Raw genomic sequence first — 18,651 nt, forward strand, 5'->3', positions numbered from 1 at the left:
CTGACCGCTAAATTGCTTTAATCGGATGCTATAAGCCAAACTAAATTCGTTATTACTTTGAATTGCTTTCTAAACTACGAAACATATTTAGGTCGAGATTGGACAAATATGCATTTTTATAATGCATAAACATATTTTAGTTCGCAAATTAATTAATCTAAATTCGTGATCTAAATCACCAAAATGATGAAAATTCGGCTTATTTTTGTGGGATTTTCGGCTCTTTTTTTACGTGATAAATTAATTAAGCTCTATTTTTTTGATGGTTTTTAAGTCATGAAATTAAGGGCAGAATTAGTAATGAAATGAATAAGTTTAATGGGGTGAGTAATAGGTAAAAAAAAGAGAAATGTATAACATCTCTCTTAGGAATTGATAGCGCAATTAGTTTTCAGTATCTAGCTCTTCAAAACTTTTTACTAATTCATCAATGGCTTTCATCTGTTTTAAGAATGGTTCAAGTTTTGCTAACGGTAATGCTGATGGACCATCACATTTTGCATGACTTGGATCAGGATGTGATTCTAAGAATAATCCGGCAATACCTACCGCCATCCCTGAACGAGCTAATTCAGTAACTTGACCACGACGACCACCTGACGCTGCTCCCATTGGGTCACGACATTGTAGCGCATGAGTTACATCAAAAATCACTGGCGAACCCTTGCTAACTTTTTTCATTACGTTAAAGCCAAGCATATCAACAACAAGGTTGTCATAACCAAAGCAGCTACCACGATCACAAAGGATAACTTGGTCATTACCCGCTTCTTCAAATTTTTCGACAATATTGCCCATTTGTCCTGGGCTAACAAATTGTGGTTTTTTGACATTGATTACCGCACCAGTTTTCGCCATTGCAACAACTAGGTCTGTTTGTCTTGCCAAAAAAGCGGGTAATTGAATAACATCAACGACATCTGCAACGGGTTGGCACTGCTCTTCGGTATGAACGTCAGTGATAATTTTTATACCAAATTGCTGTTTTAATTCTTGGAAGATTTTCATCCCCTCTTCTAACCCTGGTCCTCGATAAGAATGAACTGATGAGCGATTAGCTTTGTCAAAAGAGGCTTTGAAAATATAAGGAATATTCAGTTTATCGGTTACTGTGACATAGTGTTCACAAATTTTCATGGCTAAATCGCGTGATTCAAGCACATTCATACCACCAAATAATACAAACGGTAAATCATTAGCTACCGTGATATTACCTACTTTTACTTTTTTTTGTTTAATCATAAACTCATTCCTAGTTAAGGTTTAAACCAACGACCAAGTGTGACTCTGTCATTGCCACTGTAATCGGTGAAGGTTTCGACTAATTGAAATCCGTGTTGTTTAAAAATAGTTTGCACCGCTAAGCCCTGTTTCCAACCATGCTCGATTAGCAGCCAACCATATTGATTTAAATGTTTAGTTGCGCCTTGTACAATGACTTTAATATCGGCAAGTCCATCATCTTCAGAAACTAATGCACTGCGAGGCTCATAACGAACGTCGCCTTGCGATAGATGAACATCGGTTGGATCAATATAAGGGGGATTACTGGTAATCATAGAAAATTTACGATTTTTTATCGGCTTATACCAATCACCCAGTAAAAAGTAAACATTATTAACATCGATTTGCTTGGCATTTTTTTGAGCTAATATTAACGCATCTTTGTTTTTTTCGATTGCGGTAAATAAGCAATCAGGACGTTCAGTTGCCATGGCGATTGCTATCGCTCCGGTTCCAGTCCCCAAATCCAAAACTTCACAAGGTACCTTTGGCAAATATTCTAAACCAAGTTCAACAAGCTTTTCAGTATCGGGGCGCGGGATTAATGTCGAGTTGGAGACATTAAATTTTAATGACCAAAATTCTTTTTCACCTGTTATGTAGGCAATTGGCTCACCTTCTTGACGTCTTTTTAAATAAGCATCTAACGCAATGACTTCATCGTCAGTTAATGATGTTTCACTAAAAGCCATTAAAAAGGTGCGTGTTCTATGAGTTACAAAACTCAATAAAATTTCTGCATCACGTTTTGGGCTTTCGCTTTCAGTTAAGGTTTGCGACGCAAATTTAAGCCATTCTAAATAGGTCATTCATCCTGTTCCGATAACGCTGCAAGCTGATCTGCTTGGTACTCTTGTACTATTGGTTCAATTAGCATATCTAATTTACCTTCCATCACTTCATCTAAGCGATAAATGGTGAGATTTATACGGTGGTCAGTAACCCGTCCTTGAGGATAGTTATATGTTCGAATACGGTCTGAACGATCACCCGAACCTAATAAGTTACGTCTGGTTGATGCTTCTTCTTGTTGACGTTTGCGCGCTTCGGCATCTTGTATACGTGCAACTAATACAGACATCGCTTTCGCTTTGTTTTTATGTTGTGAACGTTCATCCTGACATTCAACCACAATCCCAGTTGGAATATGGGTAATACGGATTGCTGAATCAGTGGTATTAACATGCTGACCACCTGCACCGGATGAACGGTAGGTGTCAATTTTTAAATCCGCTGGATTGATTTCTGGCATTTCTGCTTCAGGAATCTCAGGTAAAACAGCAACAGTACAAGCAGATGTGTGAATACGCCCTTGTGACTCAGTTTCAGGTACGCGTTGAACACGATGTCCACCTGATTCAAATTTTAAGTGGCCATAGACTCCATCACCACTGACTAACATGATCACTTCTTTATAACCGCCATATTCACCATCATTTGCACTCATGATTTCAACACGCCAGTTGCGAGATTCGGCGTATCTTGTGTACATTCTGGCTAAATCACCAGCAAAGATTGCAGCTTCATCACCGCCTGTGCCCGCTCTAACTTCAACAAAACAGTTGTAGTCATCATTCGGATCTTTCGGTAACAGGAGTACTTGTAATTGTTTTTCTTGCTGTTCAACTTGAGCCATGGCTTCATTTAACTCTTCTTGAGCCATTTCACTCATTTCAGGATCAGATAGCATCATCTTGGCAGTTTCGATATCTTCTTGAGTTTGCTGCCAATTAGCAAAGCACTTAACCACATCGGTTAATTGTGCATATTCTTTTGAAAGGGTTCGAAATCGGTTTTGATCGGCAATAACCGTTGCATCAGATAGTAATGCTTGAACCTCTTCATAACGCTCTTGTAGCGTTTCCAATTTACTGATAATTGAAGGTTTCATAACTCTATATATTTGATAATGATTAATTGAATTTGCCCGGCATTATATACTTAATTGCCTTTAAAATACAGTTTCTACTTACTTATGGCTAAGCTAAACAATATTGTTAATTGCACTGTATTGGTGAGGATATGATTATTAGATTGAATAAAAAATGTTACACGTGTCACAGATTTCAATTTTGGTCATTTTAAATTTACTTAACTCCATATAACATCATTTGTAAACGATGTCATCACGAATCAATAACGCTTTTATTAAGATTGAACCACCATTTTGCTTTAAATTTTGTTATCGCATACATAAAACTGTTGTTAAATATTATAACTATTCAAGGAGTTAATTTTATGAAGAAGATGTTTATGTGTAGTCTGATTGGGTTAAGTTCAATGGCAAATGCGGCTATTCAATGGGATACTCCGCAAGGACAGTTAAAGTTATATGGAGACGTCGAATTTAATGTGGATGCCGCTAGTAGCAAACAGCAACTTAGTTCTTTGAGGGAGACTGCTGATAAAAAAAATAAACCTTCTGACAAAGATCGTTGGGATATCAATGGTCGTATATTGATTGGTTTAGATGGCTATCGTGAAATTAACAACAAAAACTTTGCTGGATTCATGGTGCAACCCTTAGCAGATTTAGGTGGTGATGTGAATCTGGATGATGCGGCATTTTATTTTGGTCAGAAAAACGAGTGGAATATTAAAATTGGTCGTTATGAAGCTTATGATATGTTCCCGCTTGGACAAGATACCTTTATTGAATATTCAGGTAATACTGCCAATGATTTATATGAAGACGGCTTTGGCTATATCTATATGTTGAAAGAGGGTCGTGGACGTAGTAATAATGGTGGCGGTATTCAATTAAATACACCGCTATTTGATAATGTCAATTTTGAGTTAAATGCATTGGTCAATAATGGCGAGAAAATGTTTAATAAATCGGCTTATCATGGTTATGAAATTGATAAGAAGAAAAACGTGGTCTATTTACGTCCAGTTTTATCATGGAAAAATGAAAGCATTTCAACCGCAATTGCTGCCGAAACAAATGTGGTAAAAAATGCTTACGGTTATCATGATGATAACGGTAAATTCCGCGATCAATCACAAAGAACTGGTTATGGCGCGACTTTTTCATGGAACAATCAAGGCGATTGGGACGCAGCAGGATTCAGATTCAATGCCAGCTTTGCTTATATGAATGCTAAAGATGAAAAAGATATGACCATTGGCACCAATATTGTTTGGGAAAAAATCGGCTTAGGTTACTTATTTGCGAACAATGATATCAAAAAATTTAATCCATATAATCGTGTTAAAGATGGCCATATAAATAGCAAAGGTAAATATAAAATTCATACTGTTAATGCCTCATATCTAATTGATGATGTGTTAGATATGGATAATTTTAATATCTATTTAGGTGCTTATTGGTCATTACTTGATAGAAGTAAATCTCATGGCGATAACACCGATGATCGTTATGGTGCTCGTGTAAGATTTAAATACTTCTTTTAATTAGTTGAAGTAAATTCTCGATTAAGCCAGTTTAATACTTATTTTTAAAACTGGCTTTTTTATTGCTTTTGGCTAGTTAGTTAAATGATCAACCAATTAATAATTATTAATGATATTAAAATCAATTTTTTCTTATCAATTAGAAGACTCTCATTATAAAAAAGAATTTTAGCTACAATTTTATTTCCCATAATTTTACAAAAAACACCTTCAAAAACCCCGCTCCTCAACTTTTTTTGATATTGTAATTTATCATTTTGCGAATCATTAGATCATTTTTAATAAATAAGATTGTCGAAATTGTAAGTTTTTATTCGTACTTTTCCGATAATGTGAAAAAATTTAGCGGTTAAAAATCGCAAGATATTAAAATCAAATCTTCCCTATCAATTAGAAGACTCTCATTATAAAAAAGAATTATAGCTACAATTTTATTTCCCATAATTTTACAAAAAACACCTTCACAAACCCCGCTCCTCAACTTTTTTTGATATCGTAATTTATCATTTTGCGAATCATTAGATCATTTTTAATAAATAGGATTGTCGAAATTGTAAGTTTTTATTCGTACTTTTCCGATAATGTGAAAAAATTTAGCGGTTAAAAATCGCAGGATATTAAAATCAAATCTTCCCTATCAATTAGAAGACAATCATTATAAAAAAGAATTTTAGCCACATTTTTATTTTCCATAATTTTGCTAAAAACACATTCAAAAACCCCGCTCCTCAACTTTTTTTGATATCGTAATTTATCATTTTGCGAATCATTAGATCATTTTTAATAAATAGAATTGTCGAAATTGTAAGTTTTTATTCGTACTTTCCGATAATGTGAAAAGATTTAGCGATTGAAAATCGCAGGATAATAAAAGTAGGTTAGATTATTCTGATGAATTAGATAGTTATCTCCCCTTTTATACTCATTTAATCGGGAAGTTTGGGATGTTAATGTTCTCAAGCTAGAAAAATAAAATGCCGTCAGTAAGCTAACGGCATTATTTCAATGATAAGAATAGATATTACTTATTTTTTAACGGCCTTTGGATTAGGTAGATCGGTAACCGTACCTTCATACACTTCGGACGCGAGTCCGATTGATTCATGTAAGGTTGGGTGAGCGTGGATGGTTAGTGCAATGTCTTCTGCATCACAGCCCATCTCTACAGCAAGAGTGATCTCTCCAAGAAGTTCACCACCATTTGCTCCAACTACCGCACCACCAAGAAGGCGATTATCGGCTTTGTTAAAGATTAGTTTAGTCATCCCTTCTGAACAATCAGAGGCAATTGCTCGCCCTGATGCTGCCCATGGGAATATGGCGACCTCATAATCGATACCTTTTGCTTTCGCTTCTTTTTCAGTTAATCCTACCCAGGCAACTTCTGGCTCGGTGTAGGCAATGGATGGTATGGTTTTCGGATCGAAATAATGTTTTTTACCCGCTATCACTTCAGCAGCAACATGACCTTCATGAACCCCTTTATGAGCCAACATTGGTTGACCCACAATATCACCGATCGCGTAGATATGTGGAACGTTAGTTCTCATCTGTTTATCGACTTCAATAAAACCACGATCGGTCACATTTACTCCAGCTTTTTCAGCATTGATAAGTTTACCATTTGGCGCTCGACCTATCGCCACTAGTACTGCGTCGTAAGTGTGAGTTTCGATGGTTCCATCTTTCTTTTCCATGGTGACATAGATTGCATCATGTTTGGCTTCGACCGTATTTACTTTAGTTTCTAAGCGTAAGGTAAATTTCTTTTGAATTTGTTTGGTAAAGACTTTTATCACATCTTTATCCGCAGCTGGGATCACCTGATCTAGCATTTCAACCACATCCACTTCTGAACCCAATGCGTGATATACGGTACCCATTTCCAGACCAATAATACCACCACCCATTAACAGTAATTTTTTAGGAATAGTGGTTAATGCTAATGCATCGGTTGAGTCCCATATACGAGGATCGTCATGAGGAATGAATGGTAAGGTTATTGGTCGAGATCCTGCTGCAATAATAGCATTATCAAAGGTAATTTTAGTTATCCCTTTGGCAGAGGTGACATCCATTGTGTGACTACCGGTGAATTGCGCTTCACCTTGAATCACATTAACTTTACGCATTTTGGCCATGCCTGCCAGCCCGTTAGTAAGCTGATTGATGACCTTTTCTTTCCAAGCACGAACTTTGTCGAGTTCTAGCTTTGGCGTTCCAAAATGGATGCCATGTTCGGTGAGGGATTTTGCTTCATCCATTACTTTAGCAACATGCAATAATGCTTTAGAAGGAATACAGCCAACATTAAGGCAAACACCACCCAAGGTTGAGTAGCGTTCGACTAATGTCACATCTAATCCAAGATCAGCGGCACGGAAAGCAGCGGAATAACCCGCTGGCCCAGCACCTAATACAACAACTTGTGTTTTGATATCTTGACTCATAACTGATTTCCCCCCTTACATCACTAGTCGACGTAAGTCGGATAAAACATTAACAATATGGCTTAAGAAGCGTGCACCATCTGCGCCATCAATCACTCGGTGATCGAAGGATAATGATAAAGGTAACATTAAGCGTGGTGTAAATTCTTTACCATTCCATACTGGTTTCATACTTGAGCGAGATACACCAAGTATTCCCACTTCTGGCGCATTTACAATTGGGGTAAATGATGTCGTTCCGATGCCACCAAGGCTTGAAATAGTGAAACATCCACCTTGCATATCACTACCTGTGAGTTTACCGTCTCGCGCTTTTTTGGAGATTTCAGCAAGTTCACGTGAAAGTTCAATAATGCCTTTTTTATTTACATCTTTAAATACAGGAACAACTAAACCATTTGGCGTGTCAACTGCCACACCGATGTTGATGTATTTTTTAATGATAAGAGTTTGTGCATCTTCTGACAATGAACTATTAAAACGCGGATAAGCAGTTAAAGCACTCGCTACAGCCTTCATGATAAACACAAGCGGTGTAATTTTTAGGTCGAGTTTTTTCTTTTCTGCTTCAGCATTTTGTTGCTTACGAAATGCCTCTAATTCAGTGATATCTGTTTCATCAAATTCAGTGACGTGCGGAATCATCACCCAGTTTCGATGTAAATTTGCACCAGATACTTTTTGAATTTTGGTTAATGGTAAAGATTCAATTTCACCAAATTTACTGAAATCGACTTTCGGCCATGGTAATAATCCTGGTAATGCACCAGATGATCCACCGTTTTCGACTTGTTTTACGGCATTTTTGACATAGTTTTGGATATCTTCACGAAGTACACGGTGTTTAGGGCCTGTAGGTTGGATTTTTGCAAGATTGATACCAAATTCTCTTGCTAATCGTCGAACTGATGGTGTGGCATGTGCGTAAGCATCGTTTTCTACAAATTCATTTGCAGTTGGTGCAGGTTTAGCAGTCTCAGCAACTGGTGCAGGAGCTTGAGCTTGAGCTTGAGCTGGCGCAGGTTCAGCTTTAACGGGTGCACTATTCGTTTCAAACTCCATTATTTTGGAGCCAGTTTTGACTTTATCACCAATTTTAACAATGATGCTTTTTACTGTACCAGCTATAGTTGCAGGTACTTCCATCGAGGCTTTGTCACCTTCAACGGTGATGAGTGAATCATCAACTGAAACAGAGTCACCAACTTTAACTAATATTTCAGTCACTTCTACTTCATCGCCACCAATGTCTGGGACATTGACATCAACGACTTGGCTACTATTTTGTGCTGGCGCTGGTGCTGAAGCTGGAGCTGAAACTTCTGGAGCAGGCGTTTTTGACGCGCTTGCGCCCTCTTCGTCAAATTCCATAATACTAACACCTGTCGTCACTTTATCGCCAACTTTGACAATGATTGACTTGACAATACCTGCCTGTGGTGCCGGTATTTCCATCGAGGCTTTATCGCCTTCAACAGTCAATAGTGATTGATCTACATCAACTTTATCGCCAACTTTAACTAGGATTTCTGTTACTTCAACTTCATCGCTTCCGATATCAGGTAATTTTATTTCAATACTCATTATTTTTACCTCTTATGCAATACGTGGATTGAGTTTGTCAGCATTGATTTCGAACTTTTTAATCGCGTCTTCAACAATACTTGGCTGAATATCACCACGTTTAGCTAGTTCTCCTAGTGCTGCAATCACAACATAAGATGCATCGACTTCAAAATGATGACGTAAATTTTCTCGGCTATCACTACGACCGAATCCATCTGTACCGAGTACTCGGTAGCTTTCTGCTGGTACAAATCCTCGAATTTGTTCTGCATAGAGTTTCATGTAATCAGTGGAAACAACAGCAGGATTGTTATTCATTATTTGAGCAACATATGGCACTTTTGCTTCTTCGCTTGGATGTAACATGTTGTAACGTTCGCAATCTTGACCATCTCGAGCAAGTAAGGTGAATGACGTTACACTGTAAATGTCAGAACTGACGCCATAGTTTTTAGCAAGGATATCAGCCGCTTCACGAACATGACGTAGCATTGATCCAGAACCTAATAATTGAACTGTTGGTTTGCCTTGTTGGCCTTCAACGGTATCTAACTTATAAATACCACGACGAATCCCCTCTTCTGCACCTTCAGGCATTGCAGGTTGGGCATAGTTTTCATTTAGTGTGGTGATGTAGTAGTAAACATTTTCTTGTTCACCATACATACGACGTAAGCCATCTTGCATAATAACCGCGACCTCATAAGCGTAGGCTGGATCGTATGATAAGCAGTTAGGGATGGTTAATGCTTGAATATGGCTGTGACCATCTTGGTGTTGTAAGCCTTCACCGTTTAATGTTGTGCGACCAGAAGTTCCTCCAATCATGAAGCCTCGAGCTTGTTGGTCACCCGCCGCCCACATTAAATCACCAATGCGTTGGAAGCCAAACATTGAGTAATAGATGTAGAAAGGAATCATCGGTAAATCATTATTACTATAAGAAGTAGCAGCAGCTAACCATGATGCAGTCGCGCCACATTCGTTAATACCTTCTTGGAGAATTTGACCTTTTTCATCTTCACGATAGTAAGCAACTTGCTCTTTATCTTGTGGGGTATATTGTTGACCATGTGGGTTATATATACCAATTTGGCGGAATAAACCTTCCATACCAAACGTACGCGCTTCGTCAGCGAGAATTGGTACTAGTCGCGGTGCTAAGTCTTTATCTTTTAGCATGATGTTAAGTGCACGCACAAAAGCGATAGTGGTTGAGATTTCTTTAGATTGTGCTTCAAGTAACGGCGCAAATTCGCTTAAAGGAGGGATAGAAACCGTTCCTGAGAATTTAGTTAGCCGTGAAGGCACATAACCATGTAATGCTTGACGTCGTTCATGAATATATTTGTATTCCGGGCTATGTTCTTCGAATTTGATATAAGGTAATTTTTCGAGTGCTTCATCAGTAACTGGAATGTTGAAGAAGTCACGAACATGGCGAACGCCATCCATATTCATTTTTTTGACTTGGTGTGCAATGTTTTTCGCCTCTGCGGCTTCCCCCATTCCATAACCTTTAATGGTGTGGGCTAAAATAACTGTTGGGCGATCTTTTGTCTCTTTTGCTCTTGCAAATGCAGCAAACATTTTTTCGGGGTCTTGACCACCACGGTTTAGTCTAAAGATCTCTTCATCAGACATATCTTTGACTAATTCAGCCGTTTCAGGATATTTTCCAAAGAAGTGTTCACGTACATAAGCGCCGTCTTTTGATTTGAAAGTTTGATAATCGCCATCAAGAGTTTCATTCATTAAACGAATTAATTTTCCTGATTTATCTTTTTGCAATAATTTATCCCAACGATCGCCCCAAAGTACTTTAATCACATTCCAACCAGCGCCAGCAAACACACCTTCTAGTTCGTTCACTATTTTGCCATTACCGGTTACCGGACCATCAAGACGTTGCAAGTTACAATTGATAACAAAGACTAAATTATCAAGTTTTTCACGTGTTGCAACTGTGATTGCACCTTTTGCTTCTGGCTCATCCATTTCACCATCACCTAAGAACGCGTAAACAGTTTGTTCAGTGGTATCTTTTAAACCACGATGGTTTAAGTATTTTAAAAAGCGAGCTTGGAAGATTGCACTAATTGGTCCTAACCCCATTGATACGGTTGGGAATTGCCAGAATTCCGGCATTAATTTTGGATGAGGATAAGATGATAAACCTTTACCGTGAACTTCTTGCCTAAAGTTATCAAGCTGTTCTTCAGTTAAACGACCTTCAATAAAAGCGCGTGAGTAGATACCCGGTGAGATATGACCTTGGAAATAGATTAAATCCCCACCATCTTTTTCATTGCGAGCACGGAAGAAATGGTTAAAACATACTTCATAAAATGTAGCAGCAGATTGGAATGATGCCATATGACCACCAAGCTCTAAATCTTTTTTAGAAGCTCGTAAGACCATCATAATTGCATTCCAACGAACAATTGAACGGATTCGTCTTTCAATTTCCCAATCACCTGGATATGCTGGTTGTTCTTCGACTGGGATTGTGTTTATATAGTTACTGGTTGAAGAACCAAATAGTAAAGGTACACCACCATCTCTAGCTTTATTGACAATCTGTTCAATAATATATTGAGCACGTTCGACGCCTTCTTCTCGAATAATAGAATCTAAACTTTCCAGCCAATCCTTTGTTTCGACTGGATCGATATCATTCATTTGCATGTCCGACATATAAAACCTCTTTTTTGTTTAAAAAATGCAGTTTTTGCTATCCTTAGCTATAACAGACGCCATAACTAAAATTATAAGCTTCAACTTTGCATTACGGATGCTTAATTGATATCAGTCTGCCAGTTTCCATTAAAAAGTAAAGCAAACCACCGCTCTGAAAAGAATGTTAATTCCTATTAAATTAATCAACTATTTCAATTATTAATATAAATAAAAAGATAATTATTTGATATAAGTCAAATTTAACTCATGAGATTGGAAAGAATACTGCATTTTGAGTTATACCTTGAATAGTTAGCGGTTGTCAAGTTATAGTAAAATCTGCTATATAGTTGTTAATTTATTGTTAAATTAAGACTGAATTGACAGATAATATGCCAAGTAAAAACGTCATTATTAAAGAGTTAAAAACTATGCCTTATTGGCATACTTATCAAGCTATGCATGATTTTACTCAGCAGCGTGATAAGCAAACTCAAGACGAGATTTGGCTAGTTGAACATCCTCCGGTTTTTACTCAAGGTAAGGTTGGAAAACCTGAGCACCTGCTTACTAAAACGGATATTCCTGTTGTGCAAACTGATCGTGGTGGTCAAATTACATACCATGCGCCTGGACAACAAATTATGTATATCTTATTGGATTTAAAAAGGCGTAAAATAGGTATTCGTGATGTCGTCAATTATTTAGAAAATAGTGTTATTCAAACATTAAAACACTATGAGATAGTCGCCTATTCAAAACAAGACGCTCCTGGCGTTTATGTCAATCAACAGAAGATCTGTTCTCTTGGATTACATATTAAGCGTGGCTGTACCTTACATGGATTAGCCCTTAATATCGATATGGATCTCACTCCTTTTAATTATATTAATCCATGTGGTTATGCTGGATTAGAAATGACGCAGTTGAAACAACATGTTTCAAAAATTGATCGCCAAGAGATTAACCATTTATTGACTGATTATTTTATTAATCAGCTACCAAACTATTAAGATGTGAATTATGCAAAATACTGAAATCCGCAGTTCAAAATATCGTGATGCCGAAAAAACGCGTCTAATTCCCTCAATCACTATAGAGGATACAGCTCCTTTAAAAAAACCTGATTGGATGAGAATTAAGTTGTCGGCAAATACAGAAAATATTACGCATATTAAAAATACGATGCGTAAACATGGGTTACATTCGGTTTGTGAAGAGGCTTCATGCCCTAACTTGGCGGAGTGCTTTAATCATGGGACCGCGACTTTTATGATTTTAGGGGATATTTGTACTCGTCGTTGCCCTTTCTGTGATGTTGCTCATGGTCGCCCTTTGCCACCAGACCGTGAGGAACCGAATAAGCTTGCGCAAACAATTCAAGAGATGAAATTGCGTTATGTTGTGATCACCTCTGTTGATCGTGATGACTTGAAAGATGGCGGAGCGAGTCACTTTGCTTCATGTACTCAAGAGATTCGTTCATTAAGCCCGAATATAAAAATTGAAACTTTAACTCCTGATTTTCGTGGTTGTGTTGATGAAGCCGTTGCGGTTTTAAGTGAAAACCCTCCGGATGTGTTTAATCATAATTTGGAAAATATTCCTCGTTTGTATAAAAAAATACGCCCAGGAGCAAGTTATGAGGGATCGTTACAATTACTTGAAACGTTTAAACAAAAACATCCCGAAATTCCCACAAAATCAGGATTAATGGTCGGATTAGGTGAAACCAATGAAGAACTTATTCAGGTTTTAAAAGATTTGCGTAGCCATGGTGTTACCATGCTAACTTTAGGTCAGTATTTACAACCAAGTAAGTATCATTTGCCAGTGGAACGTTATGTTTCACCTGAGGAGTTTGATGAATTAAAACAGATGGCGCTGGCTATGGGATTTACCCATGCAGCTTGCGGACCATTTGTGCGTTCATCTTATCATGCTGATCTACAAGCAATGGGAAAAGAGGTGAAGTAATATTCACCTCTTTGGAAAAAATTGTTTAATTATCTACCACAATAAAATGACGATTTTCGGTGACAATTTGTAAGAATGTAGGTAAGTTTATCTTTTCATCTTTCAATTGATTACCGTTTAGATCATAGATTTTAGATCGTCCATACGCATCAATTACCACGGTTTTATTACCATAAAGCGCAGCAACCTGATTTTCACTTCCAGCTAGAATCCATTCACGCTCTTGAAATAGATTTTGACCTTGGCTATACTGTTTTGCAGGTGTAGTGACGTTGAGAGCATCTTGCATTAATGTTCTTAATATATCCGTTTCAGAAGTTATATTATCAACTTCTTTTGCCTCTTTACCTGGCCACGAAATAATTAATGGTACTTTTAAGGTATTTCGATTAAAGCTAATTTCATCATTACGTAAAGCAGATTTTTTAGCATCATCTATTTTTATGTCATTAGAACCGGTAATAATAATTATGGTGTTTTCGTATGCATTAGATAATGTTAAATATGCAATTAAAGATTCTAAATATTGGTCGAGTTTTTTGGCATCTGTCTCTAATTCGGTTATTGGCATTTTTTTATTTTTGGCACCCAGTGAATATTGGATGACAGAAAATAGAGGAGCGTGGTTTTCGAGTTGATTTTGTTCATCATGCCATGCCATCCAATTATCAGTGGTTTGCTTGTTAGACTGCTTTTTACCATCTGGGGTAGTAAAATTAGACAATAATGCATAACGATAAAGTGGTTCAGAAAAACCATCAGCAGAAAATAGACCAACGTTATAATGTTGTTTCGTTACAGTTTCGAATAATACCGATGGCTTATGCCCTGCCAAGATACTATTATAATAATTCGGGTCAAGTCCATAGAATAATGAGAAGTTATTTAAGTAGGCTTGGCTACTTGCGCCATAATGATTAGTAAATTGTATATTTTGGCTAGCAAATTCTTTCAGCCAAGGCATATTATTGGCTAATAGTCGATCATTCCAACCATTAATATCAATAATCAAGATATTCGGTTTATCTTGATTTTCATTAAATGAAATTTTATCGAGTGGGTATTCAATAGCGATCGCAAATGGGTTACCTTCTTGAATTGCGCGATTACGATAACCATTCTCTTCAATAAATCCATAGCGCTCAAGAAAATGACGCGCCGTTAACGGATACGACAGCGGTAAGCTTGATCGTTGCATCGTAATTGGACGATAGAAGTTAGCATCGGCCCAAATATGAATCAAATGTGATGAGACAAAGCATAGAATAAAACCTATTACTACAGGTCTAGCAAAACGTTTGCGTTTACTTAAACTGCGTTGTTTTTTCCAACTCCAAATCGAGAATAATATTTCAACCAAAAGAATAAAGGGTATTAATATAAATGCACTATTGAGAAAAGATGCTTTATCCGAGGTAAATAGTTGCCAGATAGATAAATTTAGATGCATTCTAAAATGCGAGAAAACTTCAACATCAATAAGCAGTAAACTAATTCCTATGGTTGCAACGATAGTTGCAATAATCCTTTGCCATCGTGAAGAGTGAATAAGAAAACTTAACGGAAAAAGCAATATCAAATAAACAATGAAAGTAAGAAAACTAAAATGCCCAATCGCACTAATAATTGCATAAAAACGCCCCATAAATGTTCGGGGCCAATCAGCAATGAGCAAATATTGGCTACCAAGTAAAATGACTACCAGAATATTAAATAGCGTAAACCAATGCCCCCAACTAACTATCTGCGAGGTTTTATCGTCTTTGATATGATTGTTTTTGAGTTTGAGCATATTTAATTGTAGTAATTACCAAGAAAAACTTAATTGAAATTTACGTCACAGTTTAACTGATTTTTTAAAATCTTTCCGTAATTTTTTTAGCATAAAGCCTTTGGTTATTTGTTGGCGTTGCTATCGATACTTGTTATAATTTGCTTTAATAATATAGCTAATTAAAAAGATACTAACTTTGGCAATCAAACAACTCAACTCTCAAGAAGTCCAACCTAACGTAAATGACATTGTAAATAATAGCGATATTAAAACAAATTTATGCAGTGATGGATTAACCAATTTGTTATCGTGGCAACCTCGCGTTGCTGCTGCTGTATCCTTATTGTGCAAAAATCATAATACGCAGTATCGTTCTCGCTTTGTGCTTTTAAAAGCATCTGAAAGCGAGCTTTTTTTTGATTTATTAAAGCAGTCGGTAAAGCGTAATCTCACAACGACCCATTTAGGTTATAGCTATTACTTTAGTGATAATAAAATTACCTTAACTGAAGCGAAAAGTAAGCAAGATAATTTTGCATCCCAAGATAATTGTCTATCAGCAACAATCGTTGATATGGAAAAACTATTTGGTTGTGTTAGGCAACCTGAAAATAGTCCAATCAAATTACAAGCTGGTTTAGTTCATGATGCTAATGGTGGTGTTTTAATTTTAGGATTGCGTTCACTGCTTGCGCAACCAGTAGTTTGGGCTAAGTTAAAACAGATGGTTCTGTCACAAACTTTTGAATGGTTTTCAGCTGATGATTCTCATCCATTACCATTATCTATTCCTGCCATGCCGTTGGATTTACGCATTATTTTAGTCGGAGATAGGCTCTCTCTAGCTGAATTGCAGGAATTTGAACCAGAATTTTATTCATCATCTATTTATGCTGAATTTGAAAGTGAAATGCATATAACTGAACCTCAGCGAATTAATGATTGGATGAATTATTTACAATTTATAAGTCACCACTTAGCGCTACCTAAAATTGAGCAATCTGCTTTTGCTAAAATTTATAAACACGCAACAAGATATACGGGTGATAAATATTATTTACCACTTAGCGTTGAATGGGTGCAATCGATTCTGCTAAATTCATCTTATTTTATAGAAAATGAGAATATTGATGCTTTAGCCGTCACAAAGGCTATAGAACAAAAAGCATGGCGAGAAAATTATTTAGCTGAGCGGTTCCATGATGAGATTTTTACCAATCAAATTTTGATTGATACTCAGTCACAAGTGGTTGGGCAGATTAATGGGTTGTCAGTTATTGAATACCCCGGTTATCCAAAAGCGATTGGTGAGCCAACACGGTTAAGCTGTCTTGTCCATTTTGGTGACGGTGAATTAATTGATATTGAACGTAAAACCGATCTTGCTGGCAATATTCATTCTAAAGGGATGATGATTATGCAAGCGTTTATTATGTCGGAGTTTGCAATCAATCATCAACTTCCGTTTTCTACATCATTAGTATTTGAACAATCCTATAATGAGATTGATGGCGATAGCGCTTCACTAGCGGGGCTCTGCGCGCTGATTAGTGCGCTATCTAATCAACCTATCGATCAGCAATTAGCTGTGACAGGATCGGTTGACCAATTTGGCCATGTTCAATCTATTGGTGGCGTTAATGAGAAAATAGAAGGCTTTTTTGCTGTTTGTCAGCACCAAGGTTTGACGGGCCAACAAGGTGTTATTATTCCTGCTAGTAATCAGCGCCATTTAAGCTTAAGCGATGACATTATTGAGGCAATTAATAATGATAAATTCTCTATTTGGACTGTCGAACATGTCGCCGATGCGCTCTATTTATTAACTGGTATTCCTTACAAAGATGAGAATAATATTAGTCTTTATAAGTTGATTCATGCTCGTATGCAATCAATGCTAATTCAAGATAGAAGACGTGATGGTTGGCTCAGTCGCTGGAAAAAAATTGCAAAAAGTAACAATACACAATAAACTTGAGACCAAAATTTCATTGATGCGATTAATGAAATAATCATGTAAAACTTTACAGCTTAGGTTAATTATTAGTTTTTTAATCAATAATGATTCTATAAGCAATTATGTAATGACAACAAAATAAAAGGTTTTTTTATGACATTTGAACGTAAATCTTCGTATGATAAAGCAGATCTAATTAAATCAGGTAATAGTGAATTATTTGGTCATGATGGACCACCATTACCGTCTGATTTGATGCTAATGATGGATCGCGTTATTGAAATGAATGAAGACGGTGGTAGTTTCGGTAAAGGTTATGTTGAAGCTGAGTTTGATATTAATCCTGATTTATGGTTTTTTAAATGTCATTTCAAAAACGATCCGGTAATGCCTGGTTGTCTTGGTCTTGATGCTTTATGGCAATTAGTCGGTTTTTATTTAGGCTGGATTGGTGGTAAAGGTAAAGGCCGAGCGCTTGGTGTTGGTGAATTAAAATTAAAAGGTCAAATATTACCTAATAACAAAAAAGTGACTTATAAAATTAATTTTAAACGTGTTATTAATCGTAAATTAATCATGGGAATCGGCGATGGTGAAGTTTACGTTGATGGTAAATTAATTTATGAAGCAACTGATCTTAAAGTTGGTTTATTTAAAGACACGTCTGAATTTTAATTCAATATAATCTTACACTCCTTGCTCACTATTATTAATTACTGATAATTAGCAAGGAGTAGCTTTTTTTACGCTACTATTTTAAGAAACAATCCGTAATGTATTTTTTAAGAAAATCTCTCCTAATCCTCTTATTTGTTGTAATCGGTCAAGCACAAGCAGACTTTAATGGTAAAGTTGTAAAAGTAATTGATGGTGATACCGTTGATATATTAACAAATAAAAAAATTCGCGTTCGGTTACTCGATATTGATGCACCAGAAAGACGACAAGCATATGGTAATGCATCAAGAAAATACTTAGCATCGTTGATTGCAGGTAAAACTGTTTATGTTAAAGAAAATAAAAAGGATATTTATCGAAGGACATTAGGCGTCATCTATCTAAAACAAGTCAACATTAATGCTAAGATGGTGGAAAATGGCTTTGCTTGGGCTTACCGCTTCAAAGGCGTTGCTAGTAATAAGAATATGGAGAAGCTCGAATTAAAAGCGAGACAAAACAAAAAAGGACTATGGAAAGATAAACATCCTATAGCCCCTTGGGATTTTCGCTATCGTAAGAAATAATAGCGCTTAAACAATAACTTTATTTTTTAGCTGGGATTGAAGCTTCTAGTTGTTTTAATACTTCAGTTGCTTGTTTACAGCCTTCTTCTTGATTTGCAGCAGGCATTGCTGAAATTTGTTGTTTAGCTGTTTCTAAATTTTGTTTGATCATATCTGTTTGTTGTTTAGTTGCAGCATCTTCAGGAATGGCTTTAACAAAGCTATCAACTTTTTCAAAGTAAGTTTTGCAAGATTCTGATAACTCAGCCATAGCAACAGAAGATAAACCTAATAATGCAACAGATAATACTAATTTTTTCATTG

At 36.6% G+C, this 18,651-nt stretch carries 14 protein-coding genes; 6 read left to right on the forward strand and 8 right to left on the reverse strand.

The window, feature by feature from the left end; genetic code table 11:
- Positions 1-384: 384 nt before the first annotated feature.
- Genes kdsA through prfA form a run of 3 tightly spaced genes read right to left on the reverse strand, consistent with a single transcriptional unit; the run spans position 385 to position 3,175 of the window.
- Positions 385-1,239, reverse strand: a complete 855-nt coding sequence (kdsA, locus tag GYM76_RS05990) for a 3-deoxy-8-phosphooctulonate synthase (RefSeq protein ID WP_065561962.1) — start codon at positions 1,237-1,239, stop codon at positions 385-387.
- A gap of 17 nt (positions 1,240-1,256) precedes the next feature.
- The gene (gene prmC / locus GYM76_RS05995) at positions 1,257-2,093 is read right to left on the reverse strand and encodes a peptide chain release factor N(5)-glutamine methyltransferase (protein WP_065561917.1); all 837 of its coding nucleotides are present in this window, start codon (positions 2,091-2,093) and stop codon (positions 1,257-1,259) included.
- Positions 2,090-3,175, reverse strand: a complete 1,086-nt coding sequence (gene prfA, locus GYM76_RS06000) for a peptide chain release factor 1 (protein WP_065561918.1) — start codon at positions 3,173-3,175, stop codon at positions 2,090-2,092. Before prfA ends, prmC begins: the two co-directional genes overlap by 4 nt.
- Positions 3,176-3,522: 347 nt before the next feature.
- Between prfA and GYM76_RS06005 the strand changes: the two genes are divergently transcribed.
- Positions 3,523-4,701 carry a carbohydrate porin gene (locus GYM76_RS06005; protein WP_220224886.1) on the forward strand — a complete coding sequence of 393 codons (1,179 nt, stop codon included), beginning with the start codon at positions 3,523-3,525 and terminating at the stop codon, positions 4,699-4,701.
- 1,025 nt (positions 4,702-5,726) lie between these two features.
- On the opposite strand, the gene lpdA is transcribed toward GYM76_RS06005, so the two are convergent.
- Genes lpdA through aceE form a run of 3 tightly spaced genes read right to left on the reverse strand, consistent with a single transcriptional unit; the run spans position 5,727 to position 11,414 of the window.
- Positions 5,727-7,151, reverse strand: coding sequence for a dihydrolipoyl dehydrogenase (gene lpdA, locus GYM76_RS06010; protein WP_065561920.1), 1,425 nt, complete (start codon positions 7,149-7,151; stop codon positions 5,727-5,729).
- A 15-nt stretch (positions 7,152-7,166) separates the two neighbouring features.
- The gene (gene aceF, locus GYM76_RS06015) at positions 7,167-8,735 is read right to left on the reverse strand and encodes a pyruvate dehydrogenase complex dihydrolipoyllysine-residue acetyltransferase (protein ID WP_220224887.1); all 1,569 of its coding nucleotides are present in this window, start codon (positions 8,733-8,735) and stop codon (positions 7,167-7,169) included.
- 12 nt (positions 8,736-8,747) lie between these two features.
- Entirely contained in the window at positions 8,748-11,414 is a 2,667-nt protein-coding gene (gene aceE / locus GYM76_RS06020; protein WP_220224888.1) for a pyruvate dehydrogenase (acetyl-transferring), homodimeric type, read from the reverse strand.
- 374 nt (positions 11,415-11,788) lie between these two features.
- On the opposite strand from aceE, the gene lipB reads away from it, so the two are divergent.
- Together lipB and lipA are read left to right on the forward strand one after the other, a co-directional pair.
- Complete coding sequence (gene lipB / locus GYM76_RS06025) at positions 11,789-12,409, forward strand: lipoyl(octanoyl) transferase LipB (protein WP_220224889.1); 621 nt, start codon at positions 11,789-11,791, stop codon at positions 12,407-12,409.
- Positions 12,410-12,419: 10 nt separating this feature from the next.
- Positions 12,420-13,373, forward strand: a complete 954-nt coding sequence (gene lipA / locus GYM76_RS06030; RefSeq protein WP_065734553.1) for a lipoyl synthase — start codon at positions 12,420-12,422, stop codon at positions 13,371-13,373.
- A 25-nt stretch (positions 13,374-13,398) separates the two neighbouring features.
- On the opposite strand, the gene GYM76_RS06035 is transcribed toward lipA, so the two are convergent.
- Positions 13,399-15,165, reverse strand: coding sequence for a DUF3413 domain-containing protein (locus GYM76_RS06035; RefSeq protein ID WP_220224890.1), 1,767 nt, complete (start codon positions 15,163-15,165; stop codon positions 13,399-13,401).
- A 178-nt stretch (positions 15,166-15,343) separates the two neighbouring features.
- On the opposite strand from GYM76_RS06035, the gene GYM76_RS06040 reads away from it, so the two are divergent.
- The 3 genes from GYM76_RS06040 (at position 15,344) to GYM76_RS06050 (ending at position 18,348) form a co-directional block, all read left to right on the forward strand.
- Positions 15,344-17,119 carry a Lon protease family protein gene (locus GYM76_RS06040; protein ID WP_220224891.1) on the forward strand — a complete coding sequence of 592 codons (1,776 nt, stop codon included), beginning with the start codon at positions 15,344-15,346 and terminating at the stop codon, positions 17,117-17,119.
- Positions 17,120-17,257: 138 nt separating this feature from the next.
- Positions 17,258-17,779 (forward strand): bifunctional 3-hydroxydecanoyl-ACP dehydratase/trans-2-decenoyl-ACP isomerase, encoded by a 522-nt coding sequence (gene fabA, locus GYM76_RS06045; protein ID WP_065561925.1) that lies wholly within the window; start codon positions 17,258-17,260, stop codon positions 17,777-17,779.
- A gap of 98 nt (positions 17,780-17,877) precedes the next feature.
- Complete coding sequence (locus GYM76_RS06050) at positions 17,878-18,348, forward strand: thermonuclease family protein (protein ID WP_220224892.1); 471 nt, start codon at positions 17,878-17,880, stop codon at positions 18,346-18,348.
- Between the two features lie 19 nt (positions 18,349-18,367).
- On the opposite strand, the gene GYM76_RS06055 is transcribed toward GYM76_RS06050, so the two are convergent.
- Complete coding sequence (locus GYM76_RS06055; protein WP_220224893.1) at positions 18,368-18,649, reverse strand: DUF5339 domain-containing protein; 282 nt, start codon at positions 18,647-18,649, stop codon at positions 18,368-18,370.
- Between the last annotated feature and the right edge of the window lie 2 nt (positions 18,650-18,651).

The organism is Gilliamella sp. ESL0443 (assembly GCF_019469165.1).
Lineage (GTDB): Bacteria > Pseudomonadota > Gammaproteobacteria > Enterobacterales > Orbaceae > Gilliamella > Gilliamella apicola_E.